26 protein-coding genes and 2 tRNA genes are annotated in these 26049 nt (G+C 53.8%); 20 read left to right on the forward strand and 8 right to left on the reverse strand.

Annotated features, from left to right (window positions below):
* The 7 genes from lolB to ychF all read left to right on the forward strand — a co-directional run bounded on the left by lolB (position 1) and on the right by ychF (position 5115).
* Positions 1–603, forward strand: coding sequence for a lipoprotein insertase outer membrane protein LolB (gene lolB / locus V7Z75_RS06085; protein ID WP_334107728.1), 603 nt, complete (start codon positions 1–3; stop codon positions 601–603).
* A 38-nt stretch (positions 604–641) separates the two neighbouring features.
* Positions 642–1508, forward strand: coding sequence for a 4-(cytidine 5'-diphospho)-2-C-methyl-D-erythritol kinase (ispE, locus tag V7Z75_RS06090; RefSeq protein WP_334107729.1), 867 nt, complete (start codon positions 642–644; stop codon positions 1506–1508).
* A gap of 18 nt (positions 1509–1526) precedes the next feature.
* Positions 1527–1603 (forward strand) — tRNA-Gln (locus V7Z75_RS06095).
* Positions 1604–1704: 101 nt separating this feature from the next.
* The gene (locus V7Z75_RS06100) at positions 1705–2637 is read left to right on the forward strand and encodes a ribose-phosphate pyrophosphokinase (protein WP_442919889.1); all 933 of its coding nucleotides are present in this window, start codon (positions 1705–1707) and stop codon (positions 2635–2637) included.
* A 107-nt stretch (positions 2638–2744) separates the two neighbouring features.
* On the forward strand, positions 2745–3350 hold the full coding sequence (locus V7Z75_RS06105) for a 50S ribosomal protein L25/general stress protein Ctc (protein WP_334107731.1): 606 nt from the start codon (positions 2745–2747) through the stop codon (positions 3348–3350).
* A gap of 73 nt (positions 3351–3423) precedes the next feature.
* Positions 3424–4002 carry an aminoacyl-tRNA hydrolase gene (gene pth / locus V7Z75_RS06110; RefSeq protein WP_334107732.1) on the forward strand — a complete coding sequence of 193 codons (579 nt, stop codon included), beginning with the start codon at positions 3424–3426 and terminating at the stop codon, positions 4000–4002.
* Positions 4003–4029: 27 nt separating this feature from the next.
* The gene (ychF, locus tag V7Z75_RS06115; RefSeq protein WP_442919882.1) at positions 4030–5115 is read left to right on the forward strand and encodes a redox-regulated ATPase YchF; all 1086 of its coding nucleotides are present in this window, start codon (positions 4030–4032) and stop codon (positions 5113–5115) included.
* 128 nt (positions 5116–5243) lie between these two features.
* On the opposite strand, the gene V7Z75_RS06120 is transcribed toward ychF, so the two are convergent.
* Together V7Z75_RS06120 and V7Z75_RS06125 are read right to left on the reverse strand one after the other, a co-directional pair.
* Positions 5244–5717, reverse strand: coding sequence for a DUF421 domain-containing protein (locus tag V7Z75_RS06120; RefSeq protein ID WP_334107733.1), 474 nt, complete (start codon positions 5715–5717; stop codon positions 5244–5246).
* Positions 5718–5808: 91 nt separating this feature from the next.
* Complete coding sequence (locus V7Z75_RS06125; RefSeq protein WP_334107734.1) at positions 5809–6768, reverse strand: class I SAM-dependent methyltransferase; 960 nt, start codon at positions 6766–6768, stop codon at positions 5809–5811.
* Positions 6769–6918: 150 nt separating this feature from the next.
* On the opposite strand from V7Z75_RS06125, the gene V7Z75_RS06130 reads away from it, so the two are divergent.
* Positions 6919–8352 carry an iron-containing redox enzyme family protein gene (locus V7Z75_RS06130; protein ID WP_334107735.1) on the forward strand — a complete coding sequence of 478 codons (1434 nt, stop codon included), beginning with the start codon at positions 6919–6921 and terminating at the stop codon, positions 8350–8352.
* 113 nt (positions 8353–8465) lie between these two features.
* Entirely contained in the window at positions 8466–9026 is a 561-nt protein-coding gene (locus V7Z75_RS06135) for a DUF4142 domain-containing protein (RefSeq protein WP_334107736.1), read from the forward strand.
* Positions 9027–9038: 12 nt separating this feature from the next.
* Here V7Z75_RS06135 and V7Z75_RS06140 read toward each other — a convergent pair whose 3' ends face one another.
* Positions 9039–9929, reverse strand: coding sequence for an SDR family oxidoreductase (locus V7Z75_RS06140; RefSeq protein ID WP_334107737.1), 891 nt, complete (start codon positions 9927–9929; stop codon positions 9039–9041).
* 212 nt (positions 9930–10141) lie between these two features.
* Here V7Z75_RS06140 and V7Z75_RS06145 point away from each other — a divergent pair.
* The 5 genes from V7Z75_RS06145 (at position 10142) to ybaL (ending at position 14081) form a co-directional block, all read left to right on the forward strand.
* Positions 10142–10218: transfer RNA gene (locus V7Z75_RS06145), tRNA-Met, on the forward strand.
* 752 nt (positions 10219–10970) lie between these two features.
* The gene (gene crcB, locus V7Z75_RS06150) at positions 10971–11354 is read left to right on the forward strand and encodes a fluoride efflux transporter CrcB (protein WP_334107738.1); all 384 of its coding nucleotides are present in this window, start codon (positions 10971–10973) and stop codon (positions 11352–11354) included.
* Positions 11355–11505: 151 nt separating this feature from the next.
* Positions 11506–11742 (forward strand): hypothetical protein, encoded by a 237-nt coding sequence (locus tag V7Z75_RS06155; protein ID WP_334107739.1) that lies wholly within the window; start codon positions 11506–11508, stop codon positions 11740–11742.
* A 140-nt stretch (positions 11743–11882) separates the two neighbouring features.
* Positions 11883–12149, forward strand: a complete 267-nt coding sequence (locus V7Z75_RS06160; RefSeq protein ID WP_334107740.1) for a hypothetical protein — start codon at positions 11883–11885, stop codon at positions 12147–12149.
* A gap of 264 nt (positions 12150–12413) precedes the next feature.
* Positions 12414–14081 carry a YbaL family putative K(+) efflux transporter gene (ybaL, locus tag V7Z75_RS06165; protein WP_334107741.1) on the forward strand — a complete coding sequence of 556 codons (1668 nt, stop codon included), beginning with the start codon at positions 12414–12416 and terminating at the stop codon, positions 14079–14081.
* A 12-nt stretch (positions 14082–14093) separates the two neighbouring features.
* Here ybaL and V7Z75_RS06170 read toward each other — a convergent pair whose 3' ends face one another.
* The 3 genes from V7Z75_RS06170 to V7Z75_RS06180 all read right to left on the reverse strand — a co-directional run bounded on the left by V7Z75_RS06170 (position 14094) and on the right by V7Z75_RS06180 (position 16428).
* Positions 14094–15221: a GNAT family N-acetyltransferase gene (locus tag V7Z75_RS06170; RefSeq protein ID WP_334107742.1), complete on the reverse strand. Its 1128-nt coding sequence runs from the start codon at positions 15219–15221 to the stop codon at positions 14094–14096.
* Between the two features lie 145 nt (positions 15222–15366).
* A complete protein-coding gene (locus tag V7Z75_RS06175) occupies positions 15367–15579 on the reverse strand; it encodes a glycine zipper 2TM domain-containing protein (protein WP_334107743.1) in 213 nt (70 codons plus the stop codon).
* A 228-nt stretch (positions 15580–15807) separates the two neighbouring features.
* Positions 15808–16428, reverse strand: coding sequence for an EF-hand domain-containing protein (locus V7Z75_RS06180; protein ID WP_334107744.1), 621 nt, complete (start codon positions 16426–16428; stop codon positions 15808–15810).
* Between the two features lie 312 nt (positions 16429–16740).
* Here V7Z75_RS06180 and ompR point away from each other — a divergent pair, with 312 nt between their 5' ends.
* Both ompR and V7Z75_RS06190 read left to right on the forward strand, forming a co-directional pair.
* Complete coding sequence (gene ompR / locus V7Z75_RS06185; RefSeq protein ID WP_334107745.1) at positions 16741–17469, forward strand: osmolarity response regulator transcription factor OmpR; 729 nt, start codon at positions 16741–16743, stop codon at positions 17467–17469.
* A 9-nt stretch (positions 17470–17478) separates the two neighbouring features.
* Positions 17479–18843, forward strand: coding sequence for an ATP-binding protein (locus V7Z75_RS06190; RefSeq protein WP_334107746.1), 1365 nt, complete (start codon positions 17479–17481; stop codon positions 18841–18843).
* On the opposite strand, the gene cysG is transcribed toward V7Z75_RS06190, so the two are convergent.
* Complete coding sequence (gene cysG / locus V7Z75_RS06195) at positions 18764–20167, reverse strand: siroheme synthase CysG (protein ID WP_334107747.1); 1404 nt, start codon at positions 20165–20167, stop codon at positions 18764–18766. The genes V7Z75_RS06190 and cysG overlap by 80 nt on opposite strands.
* Before the next feature lie 248 nt (positions 20168–20415).
* Here cysG and miaB point away from each other — a divergent pair, with 248 nt between their 5' ends.
* The 4 genes from miaB to V7Z75_RS06215 are packed head-to-tail and all read left to right on the forward strand — an operon-like array spanning position 20416 to position 24056.
* Complete coding sequence (gene miaB / locus V7Z75_RS06200; protein WP_334107748.1) at positions 20416–21744, forward strand: tRNA (N6-isopentenyl adenosine(37)-C2)-methylthiotransferase MiaB; 1329 nt, start codon at positions 20416–20418, stop codon at positions 21742–21744.
* 8 nt (positions 21745–21752) lie between these two features.
* Positions 21753–22730, forward strand: a complete 978-nt coding sequence (locus V7Z75_RS06205; RefSeq protein ID WP_334107749.1) for a PhoH family protein — start codon at positions 21753–21755, stop codon at positions 22728–22730.
* Positions 22730–23188, forward strand: coding sequence for an rRNA maturation RNase YbeY (ybeY, locus tag V7Z75_RS06210; protein ID WP_334107750.1), 459 nt, complete (start codon positions 22730–22732; stop codon positions 23186–23188). The genes V7Z75_RS06205 and ybeY overlap by 1 nt, the downstream gene beginning before the upstream one ends.
* Positions 23189–23195: 7 nt before the next feature.
* On the forward strand, positions 23196–24056 hold the full coding sequence (locus V7Z75_RS06215; protein ID WP_334107751.1) for an HlyC/CorC family transporter: 861 nt from the start codon (positions 23196–23198) through the stop codon (positions 24054–24056).
* A gap of 134 nt (positions 24057–24190) precedes the next feature.
* On the opposite strand, the gene V7Z75_RS06220 is transcribed toward V7Z75_RS06215, so the two are convergent.
* Positions 24191–25744: a methyl-accepting chemotaxis protein gene (locus V7Z75_RS06220; RefSeq protein ID WP_334107752.1), complete on the reverse strand. Its 1554-nt coding sequence runs from the start codon at positions 25742–25744 to the stop codon at positions 24191–24193.
* Positions 25745–26049: the final 305 nt, after the last annotated feature.

Raw genomic sequence — 26049 nt, forward strand, 5'->3', positions numbered from 1 at the left:
ATGCAAATCCTGAAACGCTGGCTGCTGGCTGGCAGCATAAGCATGCTGGCCAGTTGCGCCAGCATGCCGCCAACGACAGCCCCAAGCTCTCTGGAGGTCCATCAGCAGCACCTGGCTTCACTTGCCAACATCTCTCAATTCGGCATCAAGGGACGTATCGGTGTGCAAACAGAAGCCAAGGGGTTTTCCGGCTCCATGCAATGGCAGCACCAGTCCGAGCGGGATGATATCGCACTGTTTTCCCCGCTAGGCGGCCAAGTAGCCGCCATTAGCCAAACCGCCGATGTCGTCAGCCTTGTGACCAGCGACAACAAACGCTATGAAGCTCCAGATGCCGAGACCCTGACCGAGCAAAACCTGGGCTGGCGCCTGCCCATGAGCGGCCTGCCTGACTGGGTATTGGGCCGTCCGAACGCGCATGCGATCATCAACGCGCAATGGGATGATGCAGGGCGCCTGGTCAAACTCAACCAGGATCAGTGGGACATAGAATACAGCCAGTACATCACCACCGGAGACTACCAGCTTCCTACCAGGGTAACCCTGCGCAACCCGCACCGGCTGACATTGAAACTGATCATCCAGGAATGGCTGCTGCCATAAGAGCGGATATTTCTCCAGCGCTCCGCTCCAAGCCCATTATGCAAGATTTTCACACCTACCCCGCTCCCGCCAAGATCAACTTGTTCCTGCACATTACAGGCAGAAGGCCAGATGGCTACCACCTGTTGCAAAGCATTTTCCGCCTGCTGGATTATGGAGACACGCTACATATACGCCCACGATCCGACGGCATCATCCGGCGGACAGAAGACATCGCTGGTGTGCCCGAAGCCAGCGATCTCAGCATCCGGGCCGCCACATTGCTGCAACAACACACCGGCAGCCGGTTTGGCGCTGATATTTATACCTGCAAGCGCACTCCTATGGGCGGCGGGTTGGGTGGTGGCAGTTCGGATGCCGCCACGGTATTGCTGGCATTGAACCGCCTCTGGCAACTCGGCCTGGATCGTGGCGAATTGCTCACGCTGGGTTTGAAGCTGGGTGCGGATGTACCATTTTTCATTTTCGGCGAAAATGCATGGGTAGAGGGAATCGGCGAGAAACTCCAGGCAATTCAATTGTCTTCGGCGCACTATGTCGTACTCACCCCTAAGGTGCATATCTCGACCGCTGAAATTTTTTCATCAAAGCAATTGACAAGGAACACGAATCCCACCACAATAGCGGCCTTTCTGAGGGACTTGGTTCACAACGATCTCGAAACCGTGGTCAAGCAACAGTACCCGGAAGTTGAAAAAAGCCTGAACTGGCTATCTCAATTTTCCAAGGCTCGCATGAGTGGTTCTGGTGCTTCGGTATTCGCAGCATTCGACAGCCAGGAAAACGCAGAAGCTGTACTTGCAAAACTGAATACCGGCGAACTGCAACAAGAGGCAGGCTGTGAAATTTCAGGCTTTCATGCAAAAGGGCTGGATCAACACCCTCTGCATGATTTTGCAAACTGACAGCATTAAACGATCAAATGGGGAGTCGCCAAGCTGGTTAAGGCACCGGATTTTGATTCCGGCATGCGAAGGTTCGAATCCTTCCTCCCCAGCCAGAATAAAAGCGTGTAACTTAAAAAATTACACGCTTTTGTTTTTTGTAGCGGATTTATCTAAAACTCATTAAGGGATTCCAACTGTGGCCAAGGGCGACACGATGGTATTTACCGGCAACGCCAACCGCGCGCTTGCCGAAGAGGTGGTAGGCCACCTGGGTATTGATCTGGGCCGCGCTACAGTGGATCGCTTCAGCGATGGCGAGGTGATGGTCGAGCTGCTGGACAATGTCCGTGGCAAGGATGTATTCATCCTGCAATCCACATGCATGCCTACTAACGACAACCTCATGGAAGTCATGGTCATGGTCGATGCCCTGCGCCGCTCTTCCGCAGGCCGCATCACTGCCGCCATCCCTTATTTCGGCTACGCACGCCAGGACAGGCGCCCACGCTCCGCACGTGTGGCAATTACGGCAAAAGTCATTGCCAATATGTTGACCACGGTTGGCGTCAACCGTCTTCTGACCATGGATCTGCACTCTGACCAGATCCAGGGCTTTTTCGATATCCCAGTAGACAATATCTACGCCACGCCTATCCTGCTTGATGACCTGGTTAAACAGAAGCACGATGACCTGATCGTAGTATCTCCAGATGTGGGTGGCGTAGTACGCGCCCGTGCCGCTGCCAAGCACCTGAACGTGGACCTGGCCATCATCGACAAGCGCCGCCCCAAGCCCAACGTCGCCAAAGTCATGAACATCATCGGCGATGTCGCTGGCCGCACCTGCATACTCATGGATGACATGGTGGATACTGCCAACACTCTATGCGAAGCCGCGATTGCGCTGAAACAGCAAGGCGCGAAGAAGGTAGTGGCTTATTGTACCCACCCTGTGCTTTCCGGGGAGGCTGTGTCACGCATTACCAATTCCGAGCTGGATGAAATAGTGGTGACCAACACCATTCCTCTGCGCCCGAATGCGCAGCAATCAGCAAAAATCCGCGTGGTCAGTGCGGGCGAACTGTTTGCGGAAACCATACGTCGCATCAGCAATGAAGATTCAGTCAGCTCCCTGTTTGTAGAGTAAACGAGAGCACGGTTCCGGCGGATGAGTTAACTCATCCGCCTTTTCTGTTATCTGGTCGCGGATAACAGGCAACCCAAGGCCAAGAGGCCTTTTTTAGGAGTAGTAAAATGGCAATTGTAATCAAAGCAGCCACACGCGAAGGCAAAGGTACGGGTGCGAGCCGCCGTCTCCGTCGCGCTGGTAATATTCCTGGTGTTGTTTACGGTGGTGACAAGGAAGCTGTCAGCCTGGAATTCAACCACAAGGAGCTGTTCCTCGAGTTTCGTCATGAAACCTTCCATGCCTCTATCCTGACCCTGGATGTCGATGGCAAGAAGGAACAAGTCATCCTGCGCGACTACCAACTGCATCCAGTCCGCAACACCATTCAGCACATCGACTTCCAACGTGTCAGCGCAAGCGAGAAGGTGCACGTGAAGGTGCCTCTGCACTTCATCAACGCCGATGTTGCTCCTGGTGTGAAGCTGGGTGGTGGTATTGTCAGCCACATCCTGACCGAAGCTGACGTAAGCTGCCTGCCTGCCGATCTGCCAGAGTTCATCGAAGTGGACTTGGGCAATCTCGAAACTGGTCAGTCCATCCACTTGTCCGAAATCAAGCTGCCTAAGGGTGTTGAGTTCGTTCAACTGGCACATGACAACGATGCTGCCGTTGCTTCCGTCTCCAAGCCACGCGGTGGCGCAGCTGCTGAAGGCGAAGCTGCTGCCGAATAATCCCGGCACTCGTGCTTGAACGCGCGCCCTGGGCAACCAGGGCGCGCGTATTCATTTTAAAGAGTCACACTTCATGAACGGAATCCGGCTTTTTGTCGGCCTGGGCAACCCTGGTCCACAATACGAAGACACCCGCCACAATGCAGGCTTCTGGTGGATAGACCAGGTCTGCGCGCAAACCTCCAGCAAAACCGGCCTGGAAGCCAAGTTCTTCGGCCTGGGTGGACGCCTCAATGGGCACGCCGACACCTGGCTGCTTAAACCTACGACATTCATGAACGCCAGCGGCCGCGCTGTGGCGGCATTGGCGCGTTTTTACAAAATTTCCCCTGAAGAAATCCTCGTCATCCATGACGAGCTCGACCTTTCCCCTGGTACCGCCCGCCTGAAAAAAGGCGGCGGCCATGGCGGGCACAACGGCCTCAAGGATATCGCTGCGCAACTGGGCACCAACGATTTCTGGCGCCTGCGCCTGGGCATTGGTCATCCTGGCGATCGCAGCGCAGTGGTTAATTACGTACTCCGCCCTCCACTACGCGAAGAAATGCAACAGATAGAATACGCGATGGACGACAGCACTCTCGTATTGCCACAACTGCTCGAAGGCAAGTTTGAGGAAGCCATGCTCAAACTACACACCAAAACCAGATAATTTAATTTTAGGAACAGGCAAATCACTATGAAATGCGGAATTGTTGGCCTACCCAACGTAGGAAAATCCACCCTCTTCAATGCGATTACCCGCGCCGGTATCGAAGCCGCCAATTACCCGTTCTGTACTATAGAACCCAATGTCGGTATCGTTGAAGTACCCGACCCGCGCCTCAAGCCGCTGATCGACATCGTCAACCCCCAGAAGACACAGCCGGCTATCGTGGAATTTGTCGATATCGCTGGCCTAGTGGCCGGCGCTTCCAAGGGCGAAGGCCTGGGCAACAAATTCCTCGCCAACATCCGCGAAACCGACGCGATTGCGCACGTCGTGCGCTGCTTCGATGATGGCAACATCGTCCACGTCGCAGGCAAGGTCGATCCACTGGCAGACGTCGAGACCATCAACACCGAGCTCGCACTCGCCGACATGGAAACTGTGGAAAAAACCCTACAGCGCGAAAGCAAGAAGGCCAAGTCCGGCGACAAGGAAGCAATTGCATTGTGCGCCGTGCTGGAAAAGGTGCAGAAACACCTGGACCAAGGCCTGGCCGTGCGCACCCTCGGCCTGGATGAAGACCAGCTCAAACTCATCAAACCGCTCTGCCTCATCACCGTCAAGCCCGTGATGTACCTCGCCAACGTCGATGAAGGCGGCTTCGACAATAACCCGCTGCTGGAAAAAGTCATCGAACTCGGCAAAAAGGAAAACGCACCCGTCGTCGCCATCTGCGCCAAGATCGAAAGCGAGATCGCTGATCTGGAAGACGAAGACAAGGCCATGTTCCTCTCTGAGCTAGGCCTGGAAGAGCCCGGCCTCGACCGTGTCATCCGCGCCGCCTACGACCTGCTCGGCCTGCAAACCTACTTCACCGCAGGCGTGAAGGAAGTGCGCGCCTGGACAGTGAAGAAAGGCGCCACCGCTCCGCAAGCCGCCGGCGTCATCCATACCGATTTCGAGCGCGGCTTCATCCGTGCCGAAGTCATCGCCTATGACGAATACGTCAAGCACAAGGGCGAGAAAGGCGCGCAGGAAGCCGGCAAGATGCGTCTGGAAGGCAAGGAATACATCGTGCAGGACGGCGACGTGATGCATTTTCGCTTCAACGTCTAACCATGCTGCTTAAACAGCAATAAATCAAAAAGACCGCGCATAAGCGTGGTCTTTTTATTTGCGTCTCCTACAGTTTGATTGATTAGGATTCACAATGCGCAACTCTTTATCTCTACTATTCCTACCCTTTATTGCCTGAATCGGATAACGCTGATGCGCCCATCCGGCTCAAGGCGCATTTCCTTGACTTCATCCATATTTTCCAGCCCTTCCTCACGCAGCTTGGCCATCAACTCTTCCCTGGTAATCCATTCCCGGCGCAGGTTGTGCCATTGTATCTGTCCCCGTTTGACGAGCAGCAGGCTGGACGACTCGGTAAAACGGCGGATCATGGGAAAACGATAACCTGCATAGTCGAACACCAGGTTCCAGACCAAAAGGACAAATACGAGCAATGCGCCGTCTGAGATGGTCTTGGAGTCGCCGCTCATGGCGTTTTGCGAGGCATCCGCCACAATCACGACGAACAGGAAATCGCCGATACCGAGACTACCGACATCTCGCCGCAACACAAAGCGGAAAATCAGGAACAACAACCAGAACATCACTGTGCCGCGCACGACGATTTCCCACGGGGAAACACTAAAGGTAAAAATCTCCATGGCTGCTTTCCGTCGTCATGATTCCTCGACTATAAATCGCAGCCCGTCAATATCCTGTAGTCCGAACACCCGAAGCCTTGTAGGAATGGGATTAAAGGCGCAAGGGCTTATGCAAGGCCAGCAGCACCGCGGCAATCCGGTCTGCCGCCTGATACTGGGGCAACGCCAGCTCCTCACCAAAAATATCAGGATCGATCTCCTCATACTCAAATACCATGGCGCTGCCTTGCAGCATACGCTCCACCTCATGCAAGAAGGGATCGCGCCCATCCAAAATCGCAACACCTGTGTATAACAGCAAAGTGCCGCCCACCGCGAGCCGCTCGATCGCAGCCTCCACAATCGCCAGCGAAAGCTCGGCGCCGAATTCCCCGCCGCCATGGCGGTAGGCACGCGCCTCCCGATCAACAAGGTAAGGAGGGTTGGCAACGATCAAATCGAATTCGCCATACAAGCCATCAAGCAGGCTGCCTTGCTGCCAATGCAAGTTGCCGCAGCCGCTGGCAGCGCCGTTTACCCTGGCCAGCGCAAGCGCCTTGCTGTTGATATCCGTGCCCCACACCTCTGCCTGCGGCAACCGCGCCGCCAGAAGCACGGCTCCGGCGCCACTGCCGCAACCAATATCGACGGCGCGGCGCACCGTGGGTTTTTGCAAGGCCAGGTAATGATGGATGGCGCGAGTAAAACGGTAAGTATCCGGGCCAAAAAACACAGCATCCGCATCCAAGGTAGGAAAGGCGGAATGCAGGAACAGAAAGGCGTCCAGGCTGGAAACACGTAGCCTGCTCCGCCAGCTGCCGCCCTCGTTCTCAAGCAAATCCAGCGACTGCATGAGCTTGAATAGCGCATCGTCCATCACATGCGGCTCAAACCAGCGGTTCCAGCCGAATATGCCAGCTAAATCCCGCGCCAGGGCATTGCCAGCACGCCGGTTGACCAGCTCGTGACTGACAGGCGTCATCGTGGTGAAACGGTATTGACGTGCCTGCAACTCCTTCAAGAGCTGCCGCAAACCAAGGCTTGCCAGCATTGAATCCTCCCATGCACGCATCACGGCTCCAGCTTAAAGCGATATCAAAGCCTAGCAAGAAAATGGCAACTTGAATGTCATCCTACTCCGACAAGGATTTAATCCATCGACGGATAAACGCTACCGCACCGGGAACAGAAAATAGCTTCACGCCATCAGGAAAGCCCAGTCATGCTCCACAGCCAAGCCGCCCGGCCTGCCGGTTCAATCCCCGAGGCCCAGCAACCTTCGCCACGTGAGCTTTATTTTGCCTTGCTGCAAGACCCTGCCAATGCCGCAATGCATGAGAGCGCGCTTCGCTTCTTGCAGCAGGCCTTCAAGGATACGGCATCGCAGCCCTCGCCCATTCCGCAAGACGTCAAGCTGCTGCAGCAATGGATGGTGCGCAGCTGCCGCGAAGCAGGACAACGCTACCAGCAATACCTCCAGACAAGAAAGGCGGGAGCGCCGCGGCTTTATTTCGGCAGCAAGGCGCATGCACTCAATTTCATCAAGAATGTCGCCCCCACCAAGATGGTAGATGGCGCCTGGCTCTATAGCCTGGTCAAGCATTGGGACGATCCGCGCTATGACGATCTGGTGAATATCTACCTTGAAGAGCTGGGCGATGGGGAGGCTGGCCAGAATCACGTGGCGATTTATCGCCAACTCATTCGCGAACACGGTTGCGAGCAATGGAAAACCTTGCCGGACCGTTACTTTGCGCAAGGCTTGACCCAGCTAGCGCTTGCCATGCACGGCGATGCATTCCTGCCCGAAGTCATCGGTTTCAACCTGGCCTATGAGCAGTTGCCGCTGCATTTGCTCATCACGGCCTACGAATTGAACGAGCTGAATATTGACCCCTACTATTTCACTTTGCATATTACGATAGATAACGCGCTTTCCGGCCATGCCGTGCAGGCAGTGCGTGCAGTGCAGGAAGCCATGCAGCAATTCGGCGACCGCGAAGAATTCATGCGCAGGCTGGCCAATGGCGCCAGGCTCAACATGGCCGGCATGGGATCGGTGGAAATCATTCAGCAGTTCTCGCTTGAGGAGGAGTTGCTGAACATTTTCAAGGAGAAGGCTAGCCTCGGCCAGTTCATGCATAACCCGCATTGCCGCATAGGCAAGCGTCACTTGCAGGAGTGGCTCTCGAATGGTGAAGCCATGCCCGAGCTGTTGCAGGCGTTGCGCAACCATGGCTGGATCAAGCGCCACCAGGATCCGTGCCGGTCGCGTTTCTGGCAATTGGTCGAAAGCGAGCAAGCCGTGATGTTTGGCGTGTTCAGCGCTTATGAAAAACAGGTGCTGTATGACTGGATTGCCGGGGATGCCCTGGAAAGCCTGCCCAAACACGAGCGCCTGGGTCCGTCCTGGCGAGCCCACAAGCAGCAGGCCAGCGCACTCACGGCAACCACGCAACCCAGCAAGGTAATCCATTTGATGCCGCATAATAAAAGCCAGAATAAAGAACAGCAATTGCTCACACGGCAGCTTGCAGCATTGCCCGACCATGCTTCCCGGATGCGCCTGCTAGGGTCATGGATGTCGCCCGGACTGCATCACTTGCCAGCAGGCTTGCATGCCACCCGCCTGTTCAAGCTCGGGCTTAAACAGTGAAATGTCCCGTGATGCTGTAGCCGCAATTCCTACACGCAATTCAGCCTAGTCCGCTTCAAACCACCCGCGCATATCTGCCACCATAAAATTTCTGGATTCTGCTGGAGCCTAATATGCACTTTCCCATCACACAATGGTGCCGCCAATGGCCCTACCTCCTTGCGCTACTGCTGATATTGACTCCCATGCTGCTCATGGACGCCTTGGCCGCAGAGCCACTTTCTGCACGGGACCGCAACTACCTGAAGGATATTGCCCGCATCAACATACTACAAACCGAAGCCTGTAAGCTCGCCGCATTCAAATCCAGCAATGAAAACATCCTTGATTTCGCACGCGAGATGCTGACAGAACAAATGCAGATAGCCGAACAGCTCCGGCAGCTCGCCCAAGACAAGCAAACCAAACTGCCGGATGAGCCCTCGCTGTGGCAGAAAGCCAAGTTCAGGCACCTGTCAGCCAAGTCAGGGGAAGTGTTTGACCAACGGTACGCCAAGGCTATCGGCATCAAAATGCAGGAAGAAATTGTGAAGTTGCTGGGCAAAGCGATCTCCCGCGCCGACAATCCCGAAATCAAGACGTTCGCCCGGCAGTATTTGCCATTATTTGAATCCCGTCTCGAGACTGCCAAAGCGCTCTACGCCATCATCGAGGCCACTGATGAAATGGATTAGCCACAGCCTCCCTCAACCGTTGACCACCGTGCCGCCATTGGGATGAATCACCTGGCCAGTGATATAGGAGGCGTCGTTGGATGCCAGGAACACATAAGCCGGGGCCACCTCGCTTGGCTGCCCCGCGCGCTTCAGCAGCGTATCCTTGCCGAAACTGCCCACCTTGTCAGCCGGAAAGCTGGCCGGGATCAAAGGTGTCCAGATCGGACCTGGCGCCACCGCATTCACATGGATGCCGCGCTCGCTCAGATCAATGGCAAGTGAGCGGGTAAACGACACGACCGCGCCCTTGGTCGAGGAATAATCCAGCAGCGCCGGATTGCCTTTATAGGCCGTGATGGAAGCGGTATTGATGATGCGCGCGCCCTTTTCCAGATGCGGCAGCGCCGCCTTCACGGTATAGAACATGGCGAATATATTGGTGCGGAATGTCTGCTCAAGCTGCTCTTGCCCGATATCCTCAATCGTTCGTTGTGGATACTGCTGCCCAGCATTGTTGACCAGGATATCCAGCCGTCCCAATTCCCGCACCGCCCTCCCCACCAGTTCGCGGCAGTATTGCTCCTGCCCCACATCGCCTTGCAATGCAATGCCGCGTCGTCCATGTTCCCGGATCAGGCTCAATGTCTTCTTGGCATCCTCAAGTTCATGATCGCTCAAGTAATTGATGGCAACATCCGCTCCCTCCACGGCAAAATGCACAGCCACTGCCCGGCCAATGCCGCTGTCGCCGCCGGTAATCAACGCCACCTTCCCCTCCAGCTTGCCGCTACCGCGGTAGCATGGATCAATATATTGAGGGCGCGGCTCCATATCCGCCTCGATACCAGGCTGCTGAGGTTGTATCTGTGGCGGTTGGTTCATCTCGCGGTGATCGCGGACTGCATCGTAATCAAGTGTCATGCCAGTCTCCTTCATTTCTTCTGAATGAAAATGAAGGTTTATCCTAGGCTTGGTCTACCGCCCGGTTTATCAGCCCAGGATGAAAATAATGTCAGATAAGGCTGACCCTTTTTCTTGGTCGCGGCCATCACTAGCAAAAATCCAGATTTTTGCTTTGACATTCAGCCGGTAAGAAAATAGAATAGCGCGCTTGGTTGAATCCCTTGGGTTCTGGTGATGTAGCTCAGCTGGTTAGAGCACAGGATTCATAATCCTGGGGTCGAGGGTTCAAGTCCCCCCATCACCACCATTAAAAATATATTGGATTCAACAAGTTAAGAAGGCTCGCAAGCACGCGGGCCTTTTTTATTTTTTCCGCAATTCTTAAAATTTCCCTGTAGCTTTGCGCATTATTTAAGATCTATTGGCAGTAGTTGTTTGATATATCCGGCCCAGCCCGATTTTCGCCTTATTTAATACATTTCAAAGCAACTCCTCAACATTTAATGGATCAAATGTTGTAAAGCGCCCGCTCCTGAAGTGACTCTCTTATATTGAATACTTTTATCCGGTAGCTGATAAATACCGAGTTCGACATTGACTGGGGCCAGTGCCAGCAGTGTCGTAGCGGATATGGACACATCATCCTCATGAGCGGGCTGGGGGAAACTACTGGATATCTCCAAGCCAGGAGCATTTAATAATGCATCTTGTTATATTTCATATTACATAGGTCAATGCAGTAATGGCCTGTAATTTTAACTGCCAAGCTATCTGCCAAATAACATCATCAACAAAAAGCCAAGATAAATAACTTGATGATCTCAATTTGCAGCTAATGGATAATTCGACACTTTATGCGTGGCCTATACCGGCGTTATGCATGAGGATATTTAACTACCCCGATCATACATACATCACATCAATTTTATTTACCTCAGCAGCCGTCTATATTTCATACATAGACAGTCTGGGCATACAATTCCATTCTACGTTCCACTCATATTCTATTCGCCATGCTTTCACAACTGGTATGAAGCTCGCGATATTGGAAGGATATATATGAAGCATTTATTGTTGGTAGCCTTGGGCGGCGCCATTGGGTCAGTTGCCCGCTTCAAACTGTCTGGACTCATCCTGCATCAGGCGGCACATCTCAAATTTCCACTAGGAACATTTGCAGTCAATATTTTGGGATGCCTGTTAATCGGTATATTGGCTGGTGTGGCAGAAAAATCGGGCGCATTTCCACTGGCTTGGAGAGTGTTTCTGTTCACGGGAATCCTCGGTGGCTTTACCACGTTTTCGGCTTTTGGTCTGGAAACCATGATCCTGCTTAAGAGTGGAGAATTATTGATTGCCCTGCTTTATGTCACACTGAGCATCGTTGTTGGGTTAGTGTTAATGTATGGTGGCTTTCTATTTTTCCGTCATCTATCATGGTGATCAACACACATATATTTTTCTGGATAATTTGCATATAATCCACTTATTCATTGAATAGATAAACTTTACTCTTGTTTCAATTGATATATCTATTTCAATGTCAGGTTCAATCATCCATTTGAATATTTAACTTAACAACAGGATTTTATCCATGGCTAATTTTGATGTAAGAAAAGAAAAGCTGAAGCAAAAGATTTCGGTTTTGACTCAGCAATTGGAGGCGCTGGAGCAGTCTCCCCAACAACTGACTCGCCAGAGTGAAGGTATGCCTGAATTGATTGCAGCATTTGATGCTGTCGTCAAAACCAACAAAGTCACGCCTGTAGAGGTTTTTGAAGTATTGCTCAAGGCAAAAAGAACTGGCCTGACATTGACCAAAAAGGCTTGATTCCTGGTCAGGTTTGATTTTTAGAACCGGCGGAATTGCAGAACTCCGCCTTTCTGAAATATTCTGAGCAGCAAGCTGACATCTGCCGATCAATAGCACTTAAAAAACAACTGTGTAATAAATAATCAGAGGAGCAACTCATGACCAGCCGTATGCAGCCGTGGAACTCACACATCTGGCTTGGGCTGTTTGTCCTTGTATTTGTCGGCGCAGTGCTGTTTTATCATTTCTTTGGTACATTACCCACCCCGGATAGTGTTGAGCTGCGCAACGATCGTTCGGCTATTCAGGATTGTTGGCAGCGCCATGCCAATGCTCCGCTTTCCCCTACAGAGTTGAAATATGTCGCCGAGGCTTGTGAGTTCATGGAGAATGAATTTGTTCTGAAATACCACCAGAATCCCTAAACAATCGTTGCTATTCCTCTACCCTCGCTCTTTCACTTTTATCTCCTGCACTACCGCATAGCAATTGAATTTACATTGATATATTCGCATTCCTGTCACAATCTTAAAGCCATATATCCCCCATTCACAGCAATATAATAAAAGTTGCGCTCCTACATATTCTTGCGTTAATTTCCATGCTTTCAGATGTTTGTTCGCGCCCCGGTATGGCACAGCTGAACAATAGATTCGCATCATCCCAAGTTTAAAAGGCTTTCTCCACACATGGAGCACACACCACTCATTGCCACTATTGTTGGAGGACTAGTGCTGGCTTTTATTTTCGGCATGCTGGCCAACCGTCTGCGCATGCCACCGTTGGTTGGCTACCTGATTGCCGGGGTCGTCGTCGGTCCTTATACACCTGGTTTTGTCGCAGATGCCCATCTTGCTCATGAACTAGCGGAAATCGGCGTTATCCTGCTCATGTTTGGCGTAGGGCTGCATTTTTCCCTACGCGACCTGCTCTCTGTACGTTTCATCGCCATTCCAGGCGCAATCGTACAAATCGCCATTGCCACCTTATTGGGCCTGGCAATGGCGCTTGCCATTGGTTGGCCAGTGGGAGAAGGCCTGATGTTCGGCATTGCCCTTTCCACCGCCAGTACCGTCGTGCTGCTCACTGCCTTGCAGGAGAGACGTCTGCTCGAAACCAAGCGTGGGCAAATCGCCATTGGCTGGCTAATTGTGGAAGATATCGCCATGGTGCTCACCCTTGTGCTGGTCCCAGCCCTGAGCGGCATGCTGGGCGGCAGCGGCAGCAGCCCAAGCAGCATTGAATTACTGCATACGCTAGCGCTGACCGTAAGTAAAGTCATTGCATTCGTGGCTGTCATGCTGCTGGTGGGGCGTCGCATCATTCCCTGGTTGCTGGCACGCACGGCAGATACCGGCTCGCGCGAACTGTTTCGGTTGGCGGTATTGGCGATTGCCCTGGGGTTTGCGCTGGGCGCTACTTATATTTTCGGCGTCTCGTTTGCCCTGGGCGCATTCTTTGCCGGCATGATCCTGAGCGAATCCGAGCTTAGCCACCGCGCAGCAGAGGAATCTTTACCCTTACGCGATGCGTTCGCCGTACTGTTTTTCGTCTCGGTCGGCATGCTGTTCGACCCATCCATCCTCGTTCGCGAGCCTTGGCTTATTCTTGCCACATTGTTCATCATCGTCATCGGTAAATCGCTGGCGGCCTTTGTCATCGTGCTGGCTTTCCGCCATCCCCTGGGCACAGCATTGACTATTTCCGCCAGCCTGGCGCAGATCGGTGAGTTTTCCTTCATTTTGGCATCCCTGGGCAGTTCTCTGGATTTACTCTCGGATACAGGGCGCGACCTGATCCTCAGCGGCGCGATTCTTTCCATTCTCATGAACCCACTGCTGTTTGCCGGGCTGGACCGCTTGAAACCCTGGTTGCTCACCCGTGAAGAAAAAAGGCTATTTACAGGCGAGAGCGGCGCATCCACTATTTCCTACCCATACCTGCATGCGCATGCAGTGTTGGTAGGCTATGGACGTGTGGGCAAGCTGGTAGGCGCCTCCCTGCGTCAGCAGGACCTGCCTTTCATCGTGCTGGAAGATCAGTCGGAAGTAGTTCAAACATTACGTGAACAGGGCACACCGGCATTGTGCGGCAATGCCGCCGCCATCGGCATGATGGAAGCCGCCAACATCAAGTCTGCCCGTTGGCTATTAGTCGCCATCCCGGACGCACTGGAAGCCGGGCAAATCATCGAGCATGCACGCAAAATCAACCCGCAGATCGAGGTTGTGGCGCGCGCGCATTCCGACGCCCAAACCGAACACCTGGAAAAACAAGGCGCTTCCTACACCATCATGGGAGAGCGGGAAATTGCCAAGGGCATGGCAAACTGGGTACATGCCGGTGCAAAACTCTAAATCAGAACAAATCTAGGCAGGCTTGCGATAAGGCGCACGCTCGTCCAGCTCCTGCTGGTAATGGCTGATTCCCACTTGCTCACGCGCGACAAACTGCCTGATGGCAGCTGCGAACTCCGGATGAGCGATCTGGTGAAATGAACAGGTTGCCCGCTGGACAAAACCGCGCGCCAGTTTGTGCTCTCCCTGCGCACCGCCTTCAAAAAAGCGGATACCATGCTGTATGCAGAATGCCTGCGCCTGGTAGTAACACAGCTCAAAATGCAAATTGGGTATGTATTCCAACGCGCCCCAATAGCGCCCATACAGACAATCCTTGTCATATAGATTGAGTGCTGCCCCCACATACCGCCCATCACGCTCGGCCAGCGCCAGCATGATATGCTCCGGTAGCCGCTCGCCCAACTCATGAAAAAATGCCTGGGTCAGATAAGGGCTGGAGTGATGCTCAAGATAAGTGTTGAGATAGCATTTATAGAAAAAATCCCATTCCCGCTCACTGATGTCGCGTCCCTGCACACAGCGGCAGACTACCCCTGCCGTGGCGACTTTTTTACGCTCGTGACGGATTTTCTTGCGCTTGTCATGAGCCAGCGTCATGAGGAACTCATCAAAACTGCCAAATCCTTGGTTCTGCCAACGAAACTGCACACCATGGCGCTTGATCCAGCCTTGCGCGGACAACGCTTCCGCACTTGCCTCATCAGGGAACAAGACATGCGCGGATGATAATTGCAGACGCGCCACCATTTCGCTCAGAATACCTGCCATCTGTGGCAGCAAAGCAGGTTCACGGGACAACAGCCGCGCGCCTGTCACTGGCGTAAATGGAACTGCGGCAACCAGTTTGGGATAGTATTCCAAGCCATGCTGGTCATAGGCATCCGCCCATGACCAGTCGAATACATACTCGCCATAGGAATGCTGCTTGAGATATAAGGGAATCGCACCCACCAGGCGGCTATCGCGCCGGAATATCAAAGGTATCGGTTGCCAACCCGTCCCTTCCCCCACCGAGCCGCTACGCTCCAAGGCACTTAGAAAAGTGTGGCTCAGCAATGGAGAACCATCCGTCAGCGCATTCCACTCCGCTGCATCCAGCTCCCCGATACTGCCGACAAATTCAGCTTCGACCTTCATTCAGCCCCGATTGCTATTACTCACATAGCTCAAAATAATAAAGCAAATAGCAGGCATTACTAGCGCCCAGATTATTATGAGCAAGCAGATTGACTTGAGGAATGATGCAATGTCGCAACATTGCGACACTACAATGAAAGGCCGTTTATTTGCGCTTACCCACGGAGTCCACACCATGGCCGATGACGCCGCCAATGGCAGCTCCACCCACCGTTCCCAGCGAACTGCCACCGGTCAGCACAGCCCCTGCCACGCCACCAATCGCAGCGCCAGTTGCCGCGTTCTTCTGACGCGTTGTCATCCCTGAGCATCCGCTCAACATGATTACTACCAATACGCTGATGATTGTTTTATTCATTTCATTTTCTCCACAACACTCCAGGCTTATGCCTATCTATCTGCTTACTTAGCAAGAAATAGGCCGCCATGATTTTAAATATTAAAATCATGACGTTGCATAATCACTCCACCCTAATAGGGTAGAAAATCTGGTTATTCTCGTCGCCGATTCCAGACAAAAGAAAAGCACTGTCCCGGCAAGGCAGTGCTTCAATGGTTCACAAGGAAGATTATTATAGGAATCGCGTTAGAAGGCTCGCTTGGTCGCAAGCACGTTCGTATCCTTCACATGAACGGGAGCCACTTCGAGCATTTTCTCCCGCACATCTTTTTCTTTCTGTTCCACATCTTTATGTTGCCGCTCGGCAATCCGCATCTGAATGGTTTCCAACTCATTCATGGAAATCACGCCATCTCCATTCAAATCGAACTGCATGAAATGCCGCGACACTTGCGGCATCATCTCTACGGCCTCTTCGCGGGAAATCACGCCATTTCCATCACGATCCGCAGCCTGGAAACGCTCCATTATCCGCTGGCGCATGGCTTTACGCTGTTGTTCGATCTGGGCATGTGCGGCATCTGCGCTACGTGAATATTCATCCAGATCCTGACGCAAACGCAATCTATCCTCACCGGAGATACGGGTACCATCCAAGGTCTGGTAGATATGGGAGGTTGGCAACTCTTGCAGGTCGGATTCAACGCCAATCTCATCATTGACATGCCTAACACCTGCAGCACAGGCGATTTTGGCACTACCCAACAACACAACCGCCATCAGCAACCTACGCTGAAAAATAAAACCCTTTGCTTCCATCAACATAAAGCTAAACCACATATTTGCAAGATCATCAGATTCATTCACCTTTGCTGTCAGGGGACCAAATTATTTCTATCTCAACAAACCTGCTTGGTTATGTCGCCAGTGTCATTATTGCCTAATTTTACTATGGTCACTGCTCGAATGGGTCATCATATTCCTCCATTGTTGTAAACTGAGTGTTTCATATTGGCACCCCAATGTAAAAATTTGTAACTTATATTGAGCTACAGTTATTACACGGGGTGAAAATAAATATATTTCAAGGAGATGTTCAGTTTCGCTATTGAATGGCGCACTGATATTCCGGCAAACAATGCTTTTTATCCACCCCGTTTTTAGGCAGAAAATATAACGATGCAGACTTCTTCAAAAAAAATACTGATGGTTGATGACGATCTGCGCATGCGCGAGTTGTTGCAGCGTTATCTTGGCGAACAGGGCTTTACGGTCAAAACTGTTTCCGATGCTGGTGAAATGGACCAGGTGCTCGCACAGGAACATATTGATGTCATGGTGCTTGACCTGATGCTGCCCGGCGAAGACGGCTTGGCGATCTGCCGTCGCTTGCGTGCCAACGGCAGCACGATTCCCATCATTATGCTCACTGCGCGCGGTGACGAAATTGACCGCATCATCGGCCTTGAAATGGGTGCCGACGATTACCTGCCCAAACCCTTCAATCCGCGTGAACTCCTGGCCCGCGTCAATGCGATCCTGCGTCGACACAACCGCCTGCCGCCTGGGACACCTGTGGCCGAGGGGGGACACATCAGCTTTGGGGAATTTATTTTCGACCCGTCCACACGCACCCTGACCAAGAATGGCGAACCTGTCACCATCACCAGCGGTGAGTTTGCCTTGCTCAAGGTATTCGTGGATCATCCGCGCCAGCCCCTGTCGCGCGACCGCCTGATGCAGCTTGCCCGGGGCCGCGAGCTGGATGTGTTCGACCGAAGTATTGATGTGCAGGTCTCGCGCCTGCGCCGCCTGATCGAACCCGACCCTTCCCATCCGCGCTACCTGCAGACCATGTGGGGGTTCGGCTACGTATTCGTTCCCGATGGCGAGACACATAAAAGTTAGCGCAATACCGTGACCCTGCTCCCCCGCACCTTACTAGCACGCGTCATGCTGCTGATTGCCCTGCTGCTTGCGGCAGGGCAATTTGCCGCCTTGAAGCTATTCGACTATGTTGAAAGCGAGCCGCGCGCCATGGCAGCCGCATTGCAAGCCATCACAGTGGTGAACTATACTCGTGCGTCTCTGCTTGCCGCACACGAGAACCGCCGCCTCGCCCTGCTTTCTGAACTTTCCGGGCGCGAAGGCGTGCGGATTTACGCTGCCGATATGCTGGAGGAAATCGAACCGCTGCCCAACGATTTCCTGATCCGCAAGATTGCGGAAAAAATCCGCGAACGGCTAGGCAAGGATACATTGGTTGCCCTGAACCACTTTGGCATTCCCGGCCTGTGGGTCAGCTTCAGCCTGGGACAGGATGATTATTGGGTCGTTATCCCGCGCATCCAGGTGGAGCGTCCCTTTCCTTGGCAATGGCTGGGTTGGGGTGCCCTGGTCATCTTGCTTTCCCTGCTGGGTGCCTATCTGATTGCCTCCAACATTTATCAGCCGCTACGCCTGCTCGTCAAGGCAGCAGGAAAGCTGAGTAGCGGCGAATATCCGGCTCCCTTGCCGGAAGAAGGGGCGCACGAGTTGCGCGAAGTCAGCCGCACCTTCAATGAAATGACCCAGGCTCTGATGCGGCTGGATAACGAGCGCACCTTGCTGCTCGCGGGAATTTCACATGATTTACGCACCCCGCTGGCTCGGCTGCGCCTATCCGTGGAAATGCTACCCGATGAACATTGCGCCAGTCTCAAAACAGGTATGGTCCAGGATATTGGCGACATGGATAATATCATCCATCAGTTCCTGGATTTTGTACGCGGGATTGAAGGCGAGCCCACGCAAATGATTGATATCAATGCGCTGCTCACTTCCATTACAGACCGACATATCCGCGCAGGCCGCCAGTTGACGGTTTCCCTATCACCGACACACCTGATTCCCTTGCGTCCGCTGGCCATGCAGCGCCTGCTGACAAACCTCATCGACAATGCCTTTGCTTATGGCGGCGGCGAGGTCACAGTCACTTCCCGTATTACCGCCGGCAATATCATCGTCAGCGTGCTGGACAACGGTCCAGGCATTCCGGCCTCGCAGATGGAAAGGCTGCTGCGCCCGTTCGAGCGGCTGGACACTGCCCGAGGCAACAAGAGCGGCAGTGGCCTGGGCCTGGCCATTTGTGACCGCATTGCCAAGCTGCACAATGGATTTCTCACCCTGCTCAATCGTCCGCAGGGCGGGTTGGAAGTCCGGCTTACCCTGCCGATTCAGCCGCAGGTGACGGCACAAACCAAGCAAGCTTTTCGCGTAAACGTACAACCTCGCCGACAATGATCAGGCAAGGCGCGCGCAAACCTGCCTGCTCGACCAGCCCCGGCAGGGTCTCCAGGGTGCCATCCACGACCCGCTGACGTTGTGTAGTGCCCTGCTGGATGATAGCAATCGGCAAGTCAGGACTAGCCCCATGCGTCATCATCTGGCGACAGATTTCCGGCAATCCCACCAGCCCCATGTAAATCACCACGGTCTGGTTGGGTCGCACCAGCGCAGGCCAATCCAGGTTGACCGTGCCATCCTTGAGATGCCCGGTCGTGAACAGACAGGATTGTGCATAATCCCGGTGCGTGAGGGGTATGCCCGCATAACTGGAAACGCCATTGGCCGCCGTAATCCCCGGCACCACCTGAAACGGAACGTCATTTTCCATGAGCGTCTCGATTTCCTCGCCGCCACGTCCGAAGATGAATGGGTCGCCGCCCTTGAGACGCAGGACGCGCTTGCCTTCCTTCGCCAGTCGCACTAATAGCTGGTTGATATCCTCCTGCGGCAAGGTATGCTGGTCACGCGATTTACCCACATAAATCAACTCGGCATCCCGGCGCACCAATGCCATCACCTCCTTGCTCACCAGCTTGTCATACACGCAGGCATCAGCCTGCTGCATGAGACGTAGCGCGCGAAAGGTCAAAAGATCGGGATCACCCGGCCCGCCGCCGACCAGATACACCTCGCCATACATGGATTCAGTGTTTCCAGACAATGCCTGCTCCATGGCAAGCCGGGCGGCTTGCTCCTGCCCCGAGAGCACCTGCTCGCCTATTGTCCCCTGCATCACATCTTCCCAGAAAATCCGCCGTTGCTGACTGGTGGAAAAGCGCCGCTTCACTGCCTCACGAAAATCTGCGGCAAAGGCAGCCAATCGCCCATAGCTGGCTGGAATCAAGGTTTCAAGCCGCGCGCGCAGCATACGCGCCAGCACCGGCGAGACGCCGCCGCTGGACACCGCCACCAGCAAGGGCGAGCGATCTACAATAGAGGGCATGATGAACGTGCATAATTCCGGCGCGTCCACCACATTGACCGGAATATTGCGTTTTTGCGCTTCGGCCGACACACTGCGGTTCACCTGTTCGTCATCCGTGGCGGCAATGACGAGCGCGGCATGTTCAAGCAGTGCTGGTTCGAATGTGGCCGCAAGATATCGAATCCGGCTCTCGGCCCGGGCTTGTTCCAGCATTGGATGCAACATAGGCGCTACCACTGTAACCTGAGCCCCAGCTCGTTCCAGCATGCTGACTTTACGGCTAGCAACTTCCCCACCACCAACGACGAGGCAAGGACGGTTGCGTATTTTCATGAAGATGGGCAATGTTTCCATGCGCGACATTTTATTCCATTTCCAATTTAATACGTGAATAGGCTTGACGCCGCAGACAAGTGCCATTGCACGGTAAGGAGGAGCAACAAGGTATCGGGTAATGGGGAATGGAATTACTCCACGATTGGCTTTCCGCAGCAGCTAAGCTAAAATACGGCCTTACCTTACTGTTTTTCTTGCACTATTTTGCAACCCGCCTTTCCCACTTTTATCTTTTTTGGCGTCCCGGACGTCATCTCTCCTGCTGTATGAATCCACCCAAGAGAGTTTTTATCAAAACCTTTGGCTGCCAGATGAACGAGTACGATTCCTCGCGCATGCTGGATATGCTGCATGCCACTGAAGGCATGCAGACCACCGAGAACCCGGAAGAAGCAGACGTCATCCTGCTCAACACCTGCTCGGTGCGGGAAAAGGCTCAGGAAAAGGTGTTCAGCCACCTGGGCCGCTTTGCACCGCTCAAGGAAAAAAATCCCAACCTGGTAATCGGCGTTGGCGGCTGCGTGGCCAGCCAAGAAGGCGAAAGCATTGTGGCGCGTGCGCCGTATGTCGACGTGGTATTCGGCCCGCAGACCTTGCACCGCCTGCCGGATATGATCCAGTCCAAACGTTCCACCGGCATATCGCAAGTCGATATCAGCTTCCCGGAAATCGAGAAATTCGACCACCTGCCGCCACCACGCGTGGAAGGCGCTGCAGCCTTCCTGTCGATCATGGAAGGTTGCAGCAAATACTGCACCTTCTGCGTGGTGCCCTACACGCGCGGCGACGAGGTTTCACGTCCTTTCGACGACATCCTCACCGAGGCCATCCAGCTCGCCGAGCAAGGTGTCAAGGAAATCACCCTGCTCGGCCAGAACGTCAATGGCTATCGCAGCAAAACTGCAGAGGGAGAGACGGCTGATCTCGCCCTGCTGATCGAATACCTCGCGGAAATTCCCGAGATCGAGCGTATCCGCTATACCACCTCTCACCCTAACGAAATGTCCCCGGCGCTGATCGAGTGCTACGCTCGCGTCCCCAAGCTCGTGTCGCACCTGCACCTGCCAGTGCAGGCCGGTTCTGACCGCGTGCTCATGAACATGAAGCGCAATTACACCACGCTGCAATACAAATCCATTATCCGCAAACTGCGCGCGGCGCGGCCCGACATCTGCATCACCTCGGATTTCATCATCGGCTTCCCCGGCGAGACCGAGCAGGATTTTACCGCCACCATGAAACTGATGCAGGATGTGGGCTTCGATTTCAGCTTCAGCTTTACCTATAGCCCGCGCCCCGGCACGCCTGCCTCCTATCTGCCCGATGATTGCAGCACGGAGGAAAAGCAGGCGCGGTTGACACGCCTGCAAGCACTCAACGAAGCGCAAGGCAAGGCTATCAGCCAAGGCATGGTCGGCAGCGTGCAGCGGGTGCTGATTGAAGGGATTTCCGCCAAGAGCGCCAGCGAACTGGCCGGGCGCACCGACAACAACCGCATCGTCAATTTCCCCGGCGATGCATCACTGATCAACCAGTTCGTGAACGTAAGGATTACCGAGGCTGCCTCGCATACCTTGCGCGGCGAGCTTATCTAGGAATACGTGTGGAGTTCACCCTACAACCGGAAGACAATCTGCGCCTTGCCAACCTGTGCGGCGCGCTCGATGAAAACCTGAAGCAGATCGAGGATGCGCTGGATGTCAGCATCTCGCGCCGCAGCGCGCATTTTCGCGTGTCAGGCAACCAGGACAATGCACGCCTGGCGGCGCAGTTGATCGAAAATTACTATGCTCGCGCTAGCAAGCCCGTCAGCCTGGAAGAAATTCAACTCGGCCTGGTAGAGCTGGATCGCCTGTCGCCGGAGCACGTCAGCCCCAACCTGCCGACCCTGATGACTCGCCGACAGGACCTGCATGGCCGCACGCCACGCCAGGTCAGCTACCTGCAACAAATCCAGGATTACGACATCACCTTCGGCATCGGTCCCGCCGGGACGGGCAAGACTTATCTTGCCGTCGCCAGCGCTATCGACGCCATGACCCGCGACCGCGTCAAGCGGATCGTGCTGGTGCGCCCCGCGGTCGAAGCTGGCGAACGCCTGGGTTTCCTGCCTGGCGACCTGTCACAGAAAGTCGACCCTTATTTGCGCCCGCTTTATGATGCGCTGTATGACCTCGCGGGCTATGACAGCGTGAATAAGATGTTCGAGCGCGGCGCCATTGAAGTAGCGCCTCTTGCCTATATGCGCGGCCGCACGCTCAACCAGAGCTTCATCATCCTCGACGAAGCGCAGAACACTACGCCGGAACAGATGAAAATGTTCCTGACCCGGATTGGCTTCGGTACCAAGGCTGTCATCACTGGCGATGTGACTCAGATCGACCTCGCACGCGGTCAGAAGAGCGGCCTGATAGAAGCGCAGAAGGTACTCAAGGATGTGCGCGGCATTGCCTTCACGCAATTCCTCTCCGAGGATGTGGTGCGCCATCCGCTGGTGCAGAAAATCATCAACGCCTACGAGCGCTACGATAGCGAGAAGCATGCGCAGCCTAACTCCGCCAAGCCGGAGACCGACAAATAATGGCTAGCAGTCCCAGGCTGGACATGGCAGTGCAATATGCCACGGAAAGCGAAGATCTGCCGAGCGAAAAACAGTTCCGCAAATGGGCGCGCGCCACTTTGCGCGTCGATACCGAAGCCACGCTGCGCATCGTTGATGAAGAAGAAGGCCGCATGCTCAACCGCGATTATCGCGGCAAGGATTACGCCACCAATGTGCTGACCTTTCCATTGACGGAAGAACCCTGGCTGATCGGCGACATCATCCTCTGCGCGCCGGTAGTGGAAAAGGAAGCCAGGGAGCAAGGCATCAGCCTGGAAGCCCATTACGCCCACCTTACCATCCATGGCATACTGCACATGCATGGCTACGACCATGAAGAAGAAGCACAGGCCGAGTTGATGGAGTCCATAGAATCCGCGACCATGACACAACTCGGTTACTCCGATCCTTATTTATCAGAAAAACAGAAGCATTAACCCAACCATGGCAGAACCGGACAAACGTAGTTCCAACGATAAACCCCACTGGCTGGAACGCCTGACCAACTTCCTGCTGCGCGAGCCTGAAGACCGCGAGCAGCTTATCGAACAACTGCACACCGCCTACGAAAATAGCCTGCTGGATGCAGATGCCCTCGCCATGATCGAGGGCGTATTGCAAGTCTCTGAAATGCAGGTGCGCGACATCATGATCCCGCGCTCGCAAATGGATGTCATCGACATCACCGACCCGCCCGAGAAATTCATCCCCTTCGTCATCGAAGCTGCGCACTCGCGTTTCCCTGTCATTGATGAAAACAAGGATGACGTGATCGGCATCCTGCTGGCCAAGGACTTATTGCGTTTCTATAGCGGCAAGGATTTCGACGTACAACAGATACTGCGTCCAGCAGTCTTTATCCCCGAATCCAAACGCCTCAACGTGTTGCTCAAGGAGTTCCGCAGCAACCGCAACCATATCGCGATTGTTGTCGATGAGTATGGCGGCGTCGCCGGCATGGTCACCATCGAGGACGTGCTGGAACAGATCGTCGGCGATATTGAGGACGAATTCGACGAAGACGAGAACGAGGACAACATCATCCAGGACGCGCATGGCCGCTACCGCGTCAAGGCGCTGACCGAAATTGCCGATTTCAACGAAATTCTGGGAACTGACCTGAGCGACGAAGAGTTTTCTACGATAGGCGGGCTGGTCGTAAGCAAATTCCAGCACATGCCGAAACGAGGCGAGGAAATCAGCTTCGATGGCCTCAATGTCACTGTCCTGCGTGCAGACAGCCGCCGCGTCTATTCCCTGTTGATAGAGATCGTTCCGACCGCGCAGGAAGAAAATATCCTGTAAGCATCTCGGCAGACCACTTCGGCCTGCAGGATTCTCCAACCACCTGCAGGCCATCTTGGAAAAACAAATAGCCGGGCATCACCCGGCTATTTTTGAGTTAATCAGACATTTATCTGTCTGACGCCAGCATTAACTCAGGTATTTATCTTGAATACTTGTACCAGCTGCGCCAATCTGCCCGACTGATCCTGCATGGCTTGCGAGGCAGCGGCAGCTTCTTCCACCAAGGCCGCATTCTGCTGCGTTACTTCATCCATTTGCATCACCGCCTGGTTGATCTGCTCGATGCCAGTGCTCTGCTCCATGCTGGCCGCGCTGATTTCACTGACAATATCCGTTACATGGCGCACACTTTCCATGATCTGATTGATCGTGACACCGGCCTGCTCCACCAGCTTGCTGCCTGCTTCCACATTGGCCACGGAGTCGGTAATCAAGTTATTGATTTCTTTGGCGGCATTAGCCGAGCGTTGCGCCAGGTTACGAACCTCGCTCGCTACTACGGCAAAGCCGCGCCCTTGCTCACCAGCACGTGCTGCTTCCACTGCCGCATTCAACGCCAGGATATTAGTCTGGAAAGCAATGCCGTCGATGACGCTGATAATGTCAGCAATACGCTTGGAAGAAGCATTGATCGTGCTCATGGTACCAATCACCTGATTCACGACCTCTCCACCCTGCACCGCCACGGTAGAAGCAGCGGCAGCAAGTTGGCTGGCCTGCTTCGCATTATCAGCATTCTGCTTCACAGTCGAGGTCAACTCCTCCATGGCGGAAGCCGTCTCCTCCAGAGAGCTGGCTTGCTCTTCAGTGCGCGAGGAAAGGTCCAGGTTGCCAGTAGCGATTTCACCCGCGCTGGTCGCAATCGACTCCGTGCCATGCCGCACATCCGCCACGATTCGCGACAAGTTGCCGTTCATGGTTTTCAGCGCCTGCAACAACTGGCCGATCTCGTCCCTGGAGTCGGCATTCACGGTAGCAGTCAGGTCGCCATCCGCCACCGTCTCCGCGAGCCTGACAGCTTCGGCAATCGGGCGGGTGATGCTAAGCGACAAGCGCCAGGCGCTCAATATTCCCGACACCAGGGCTATCACGCCCAGCACCAGGAACAATATGCTGCTGGAATCCTTGACCTTCTGGATATCTAGTGCGGCGGCATCAATCACTTCGCGCTCAAAATCCACGAAATCATCCATGGCAGCAAAATAAGCCTGACGCGCGGGCAGGAATTCCGCTTGAATTCTTCGCTCCATTGCAGCCGCATCAAGTGTTCCTTGTTCGCGCAATGCCATCAGGATGTCGCGGCTATTGGCAAATGCCTTGTATTTTTCGCCTATCTCCAGGAATTTGACCCGGGCTTCGGGGCGCGAAATACTTCCTTCCAACTGTCTGGAAAGTTCTGCATTTACCTTGAGAGTTTCGGCAATCTGTTTCTGGTACATCGCGAACATGCCATTGTCCTGCACCATCAGGGCTGCATAAGTACGAATCCCGTTCTGTTTGACATTCGACAACCACTCACGCGCGAGACGTTCTTTGGGCAACTCTTCTGCCGCCATCATCTTGGCGCTCTTGCCAACCACAGCCAACTGCACCAGCCCTATCCCTACAATAAGGGCAAGCAATGCCAGAATGACTGCAAATCCGACACCCAATCTCGTTCCAATTTTCCAATCCGAGAATTTCATACCTTAATAACTCCATATAGTGACCTGAACCACGTCACTGACCCAGGAAATACTGATAACGCGTTGCTTTTTTTGATTATGGAAATGAAAAGTGAAAATGAACGATGGATACCGCCAAAACCTGGCTGACATCTCACGCATACCACTCAAGAAGACCCAGCCCTATAATCAAATGACCTACTTACTGCAACGGCAGCAAAGGCCTAATCTTTAATATTAATTAGCTTCCATAATAAATATTTCATGAAGCGCCAAAGCATGTGATTTTGCAGAAAAGACAAGGCATAACAGCAGTTCAGAATAGA

This window comes from Methylobacillus sp., from assembly GCF_036844465.1.
In the GTDB taxonomy this organism is placed as follows: domain Bacteria; phylum Pseudomonadota; class Gammaproteobacteria; order Burkholderiales; family Methylophilaceae; genus Methylobacillus.

What these genes read in the sequence shown, in the direction of transcription:
- lolB (WP_334107728.1), top strand. Translation starts at nt 1, where the DNA reads ATGCAAATCCTGAAACGCTGGCTGCTGGCTGGCAGCATAAGCATGCTG.
- ispE (WP_334107729.1), top strand. Translation starts at nt 642, where the DNA reads ATGCAAGATTTTCACACCTACCCCGCTCCCGCCAAGATCAACTTGTTC.
- V7Z75_RS06100 (WP_442919889.1), top strand. Translation starts at nt 1,705, where the DNA reads ATGGTATTTACCGGCAACGCCAACCGCGCGCTTGCCGAAGAGGTGGTA.
- V7Z75_RS06105 (WP_334107731.1), top strand. Translation starts at nt 2,745, where the DNA reads ATGGCAATTGTAATCAAAGCAGCCACACGCGAAGGCAAAGGTACGGGT.
- pth (WP_334107732.1), top strand. Translation starts at nt 3,424, where the DNA reads ATGAACGGAATCCGGCTTTTTGTCGGCCTGGGCAACCCTGGTCCACAA.
- ychF (WP_442919882.1), top strand. Translation starts at nt 4,030, where the DNA reads ATGAAATGCGGAATTGTTGGCCTACCCAACGTAGGAAAATCCACCCTC.
- V7Z75_RS06120 (WP_334107733.1), bottom strand. Translation starts at nt 5,717, where the DNA reads ATGGAGATTTTTACCTTTAGTGTTTCCCCGTGGGAAATCGTCGTGCGC.
- V7Z75_RS06125 (WP_334107734.1), bottom strand. Translation starts at nt 6,768, where the DNA reads ATGCGTGCATGGGAGGATTCAATGCTGGCAAGCCTTGGTTTGCGGCAG.
- V7Z75_RS06130 (WP_334107735.1), top strand. Translation starts at nt 6,919, where the DNA reads ATGCTCCACAGCCAAGCCGCCCGGCCTGCCGGTTCAATCCCCGAGGCC.
- V7Z75_RS06135 (WP_334107736.1), top strand. Translation starts at nt 8,466, where the DNA reads ATGCACTTTCCCATCACACAATGGTGCCGCCAATGGCCCTACCTCCTT.
- V7Z75_RS06140 (WP_334107737.1), bottom strand. Translation starts at nt 9,929, where the DNA reads ATGACACTTGATTACGATGCAGTCCGCGATCACCGCGAGATGAACCAA.
- crcB (WP_334107738.1), top strand. Translation starts at nt 10,971, where the DNA reads ATGAAGCATTTATTGTTGGTAGCCTTGGGCGGCGCCATTGGGTCAGTT.
- V7Z75_RS06155 (WP_334107739.1), top strand. Translation starts at nt 11,506, where the DNA reads ATGGCTAATTTTGATGTAAGAAAAGAAAAGCTGAAGCAAAAGATTTCG.
- V7Z75_RS06160 (WP_334107740.1), top strand. Translation starts at nt 11,883, where the DNA reads ATGACCAGCCGTATGCAGCCGTGGAACTCACACATCTGGCTTGGGCTG.
- ybaL (WP_334107741.1), top strand. Translation starts at nt 12,414, where the DNA reads ATGGAGCACACACCACTCATTGCCACTATTGTTGGAGGACTAGTGCTG.
- V7Z75_RS06170 (WP_334107742.1), bottom strand. Translation starts at nt 15,221, where the DNA reads ATGAAGGTCGAAGCTGAATTTGTCGGCAGTATCGGGGAGCTGGATGCA.
- V7Z75_RS06175 (WP_334107743.1), bottom strand. Translation starts at nt 15,579, where the DNA reads ATGAATAAAACAATCATCAGCGTATTGGTAGTAATCATGTTGAGCGGA.
- ompR (WP_334107745.1), top strand. Translation starts at nt 16,741, where the DNA reads ATGCAGACTTCTTCAAAAAAAATACTGATGGTTGATGACGATCTGCGC.
- cysG (WP_334107747.1), bottom strand. Translation starts at nt 20,167, where the DNA reads ATGGAAACATTGCCCATCTTCATGAAAATACGCAACCGTCCTTGCCTC.
- miaB (WP_334107748.1), top strand. Translation starts at nt 20,416, where the DNA reads ATGAATCCACCCAAGAGAGTTTTTATCAAAACCTTTGGCTGCCAGATG.
- ybeY (WP_334107750.1), top strand. Translation starts at nt 22,730, where the DNA reads ATGGCTAGCAGTCCCAGGCTGGACATGGCAGTGCAATATGCCACGGAA.
- V7Z75_RS06215 (WP_334107751.1), top strand. Translation starts at nt 23,196, where the DNA reads ATGGCAGAACCGGACAAACGTAGTTCCAACGATAAACCCCACTGGCTG.
- V7Z75_RS06220 (WP_334107752.1), bottom strand. Translation starts at nt 25,744, where the DNA reads ATGAAATTCTCGGATTGGAAAATTGGAACGAGATTGGGTGTCGGATTT.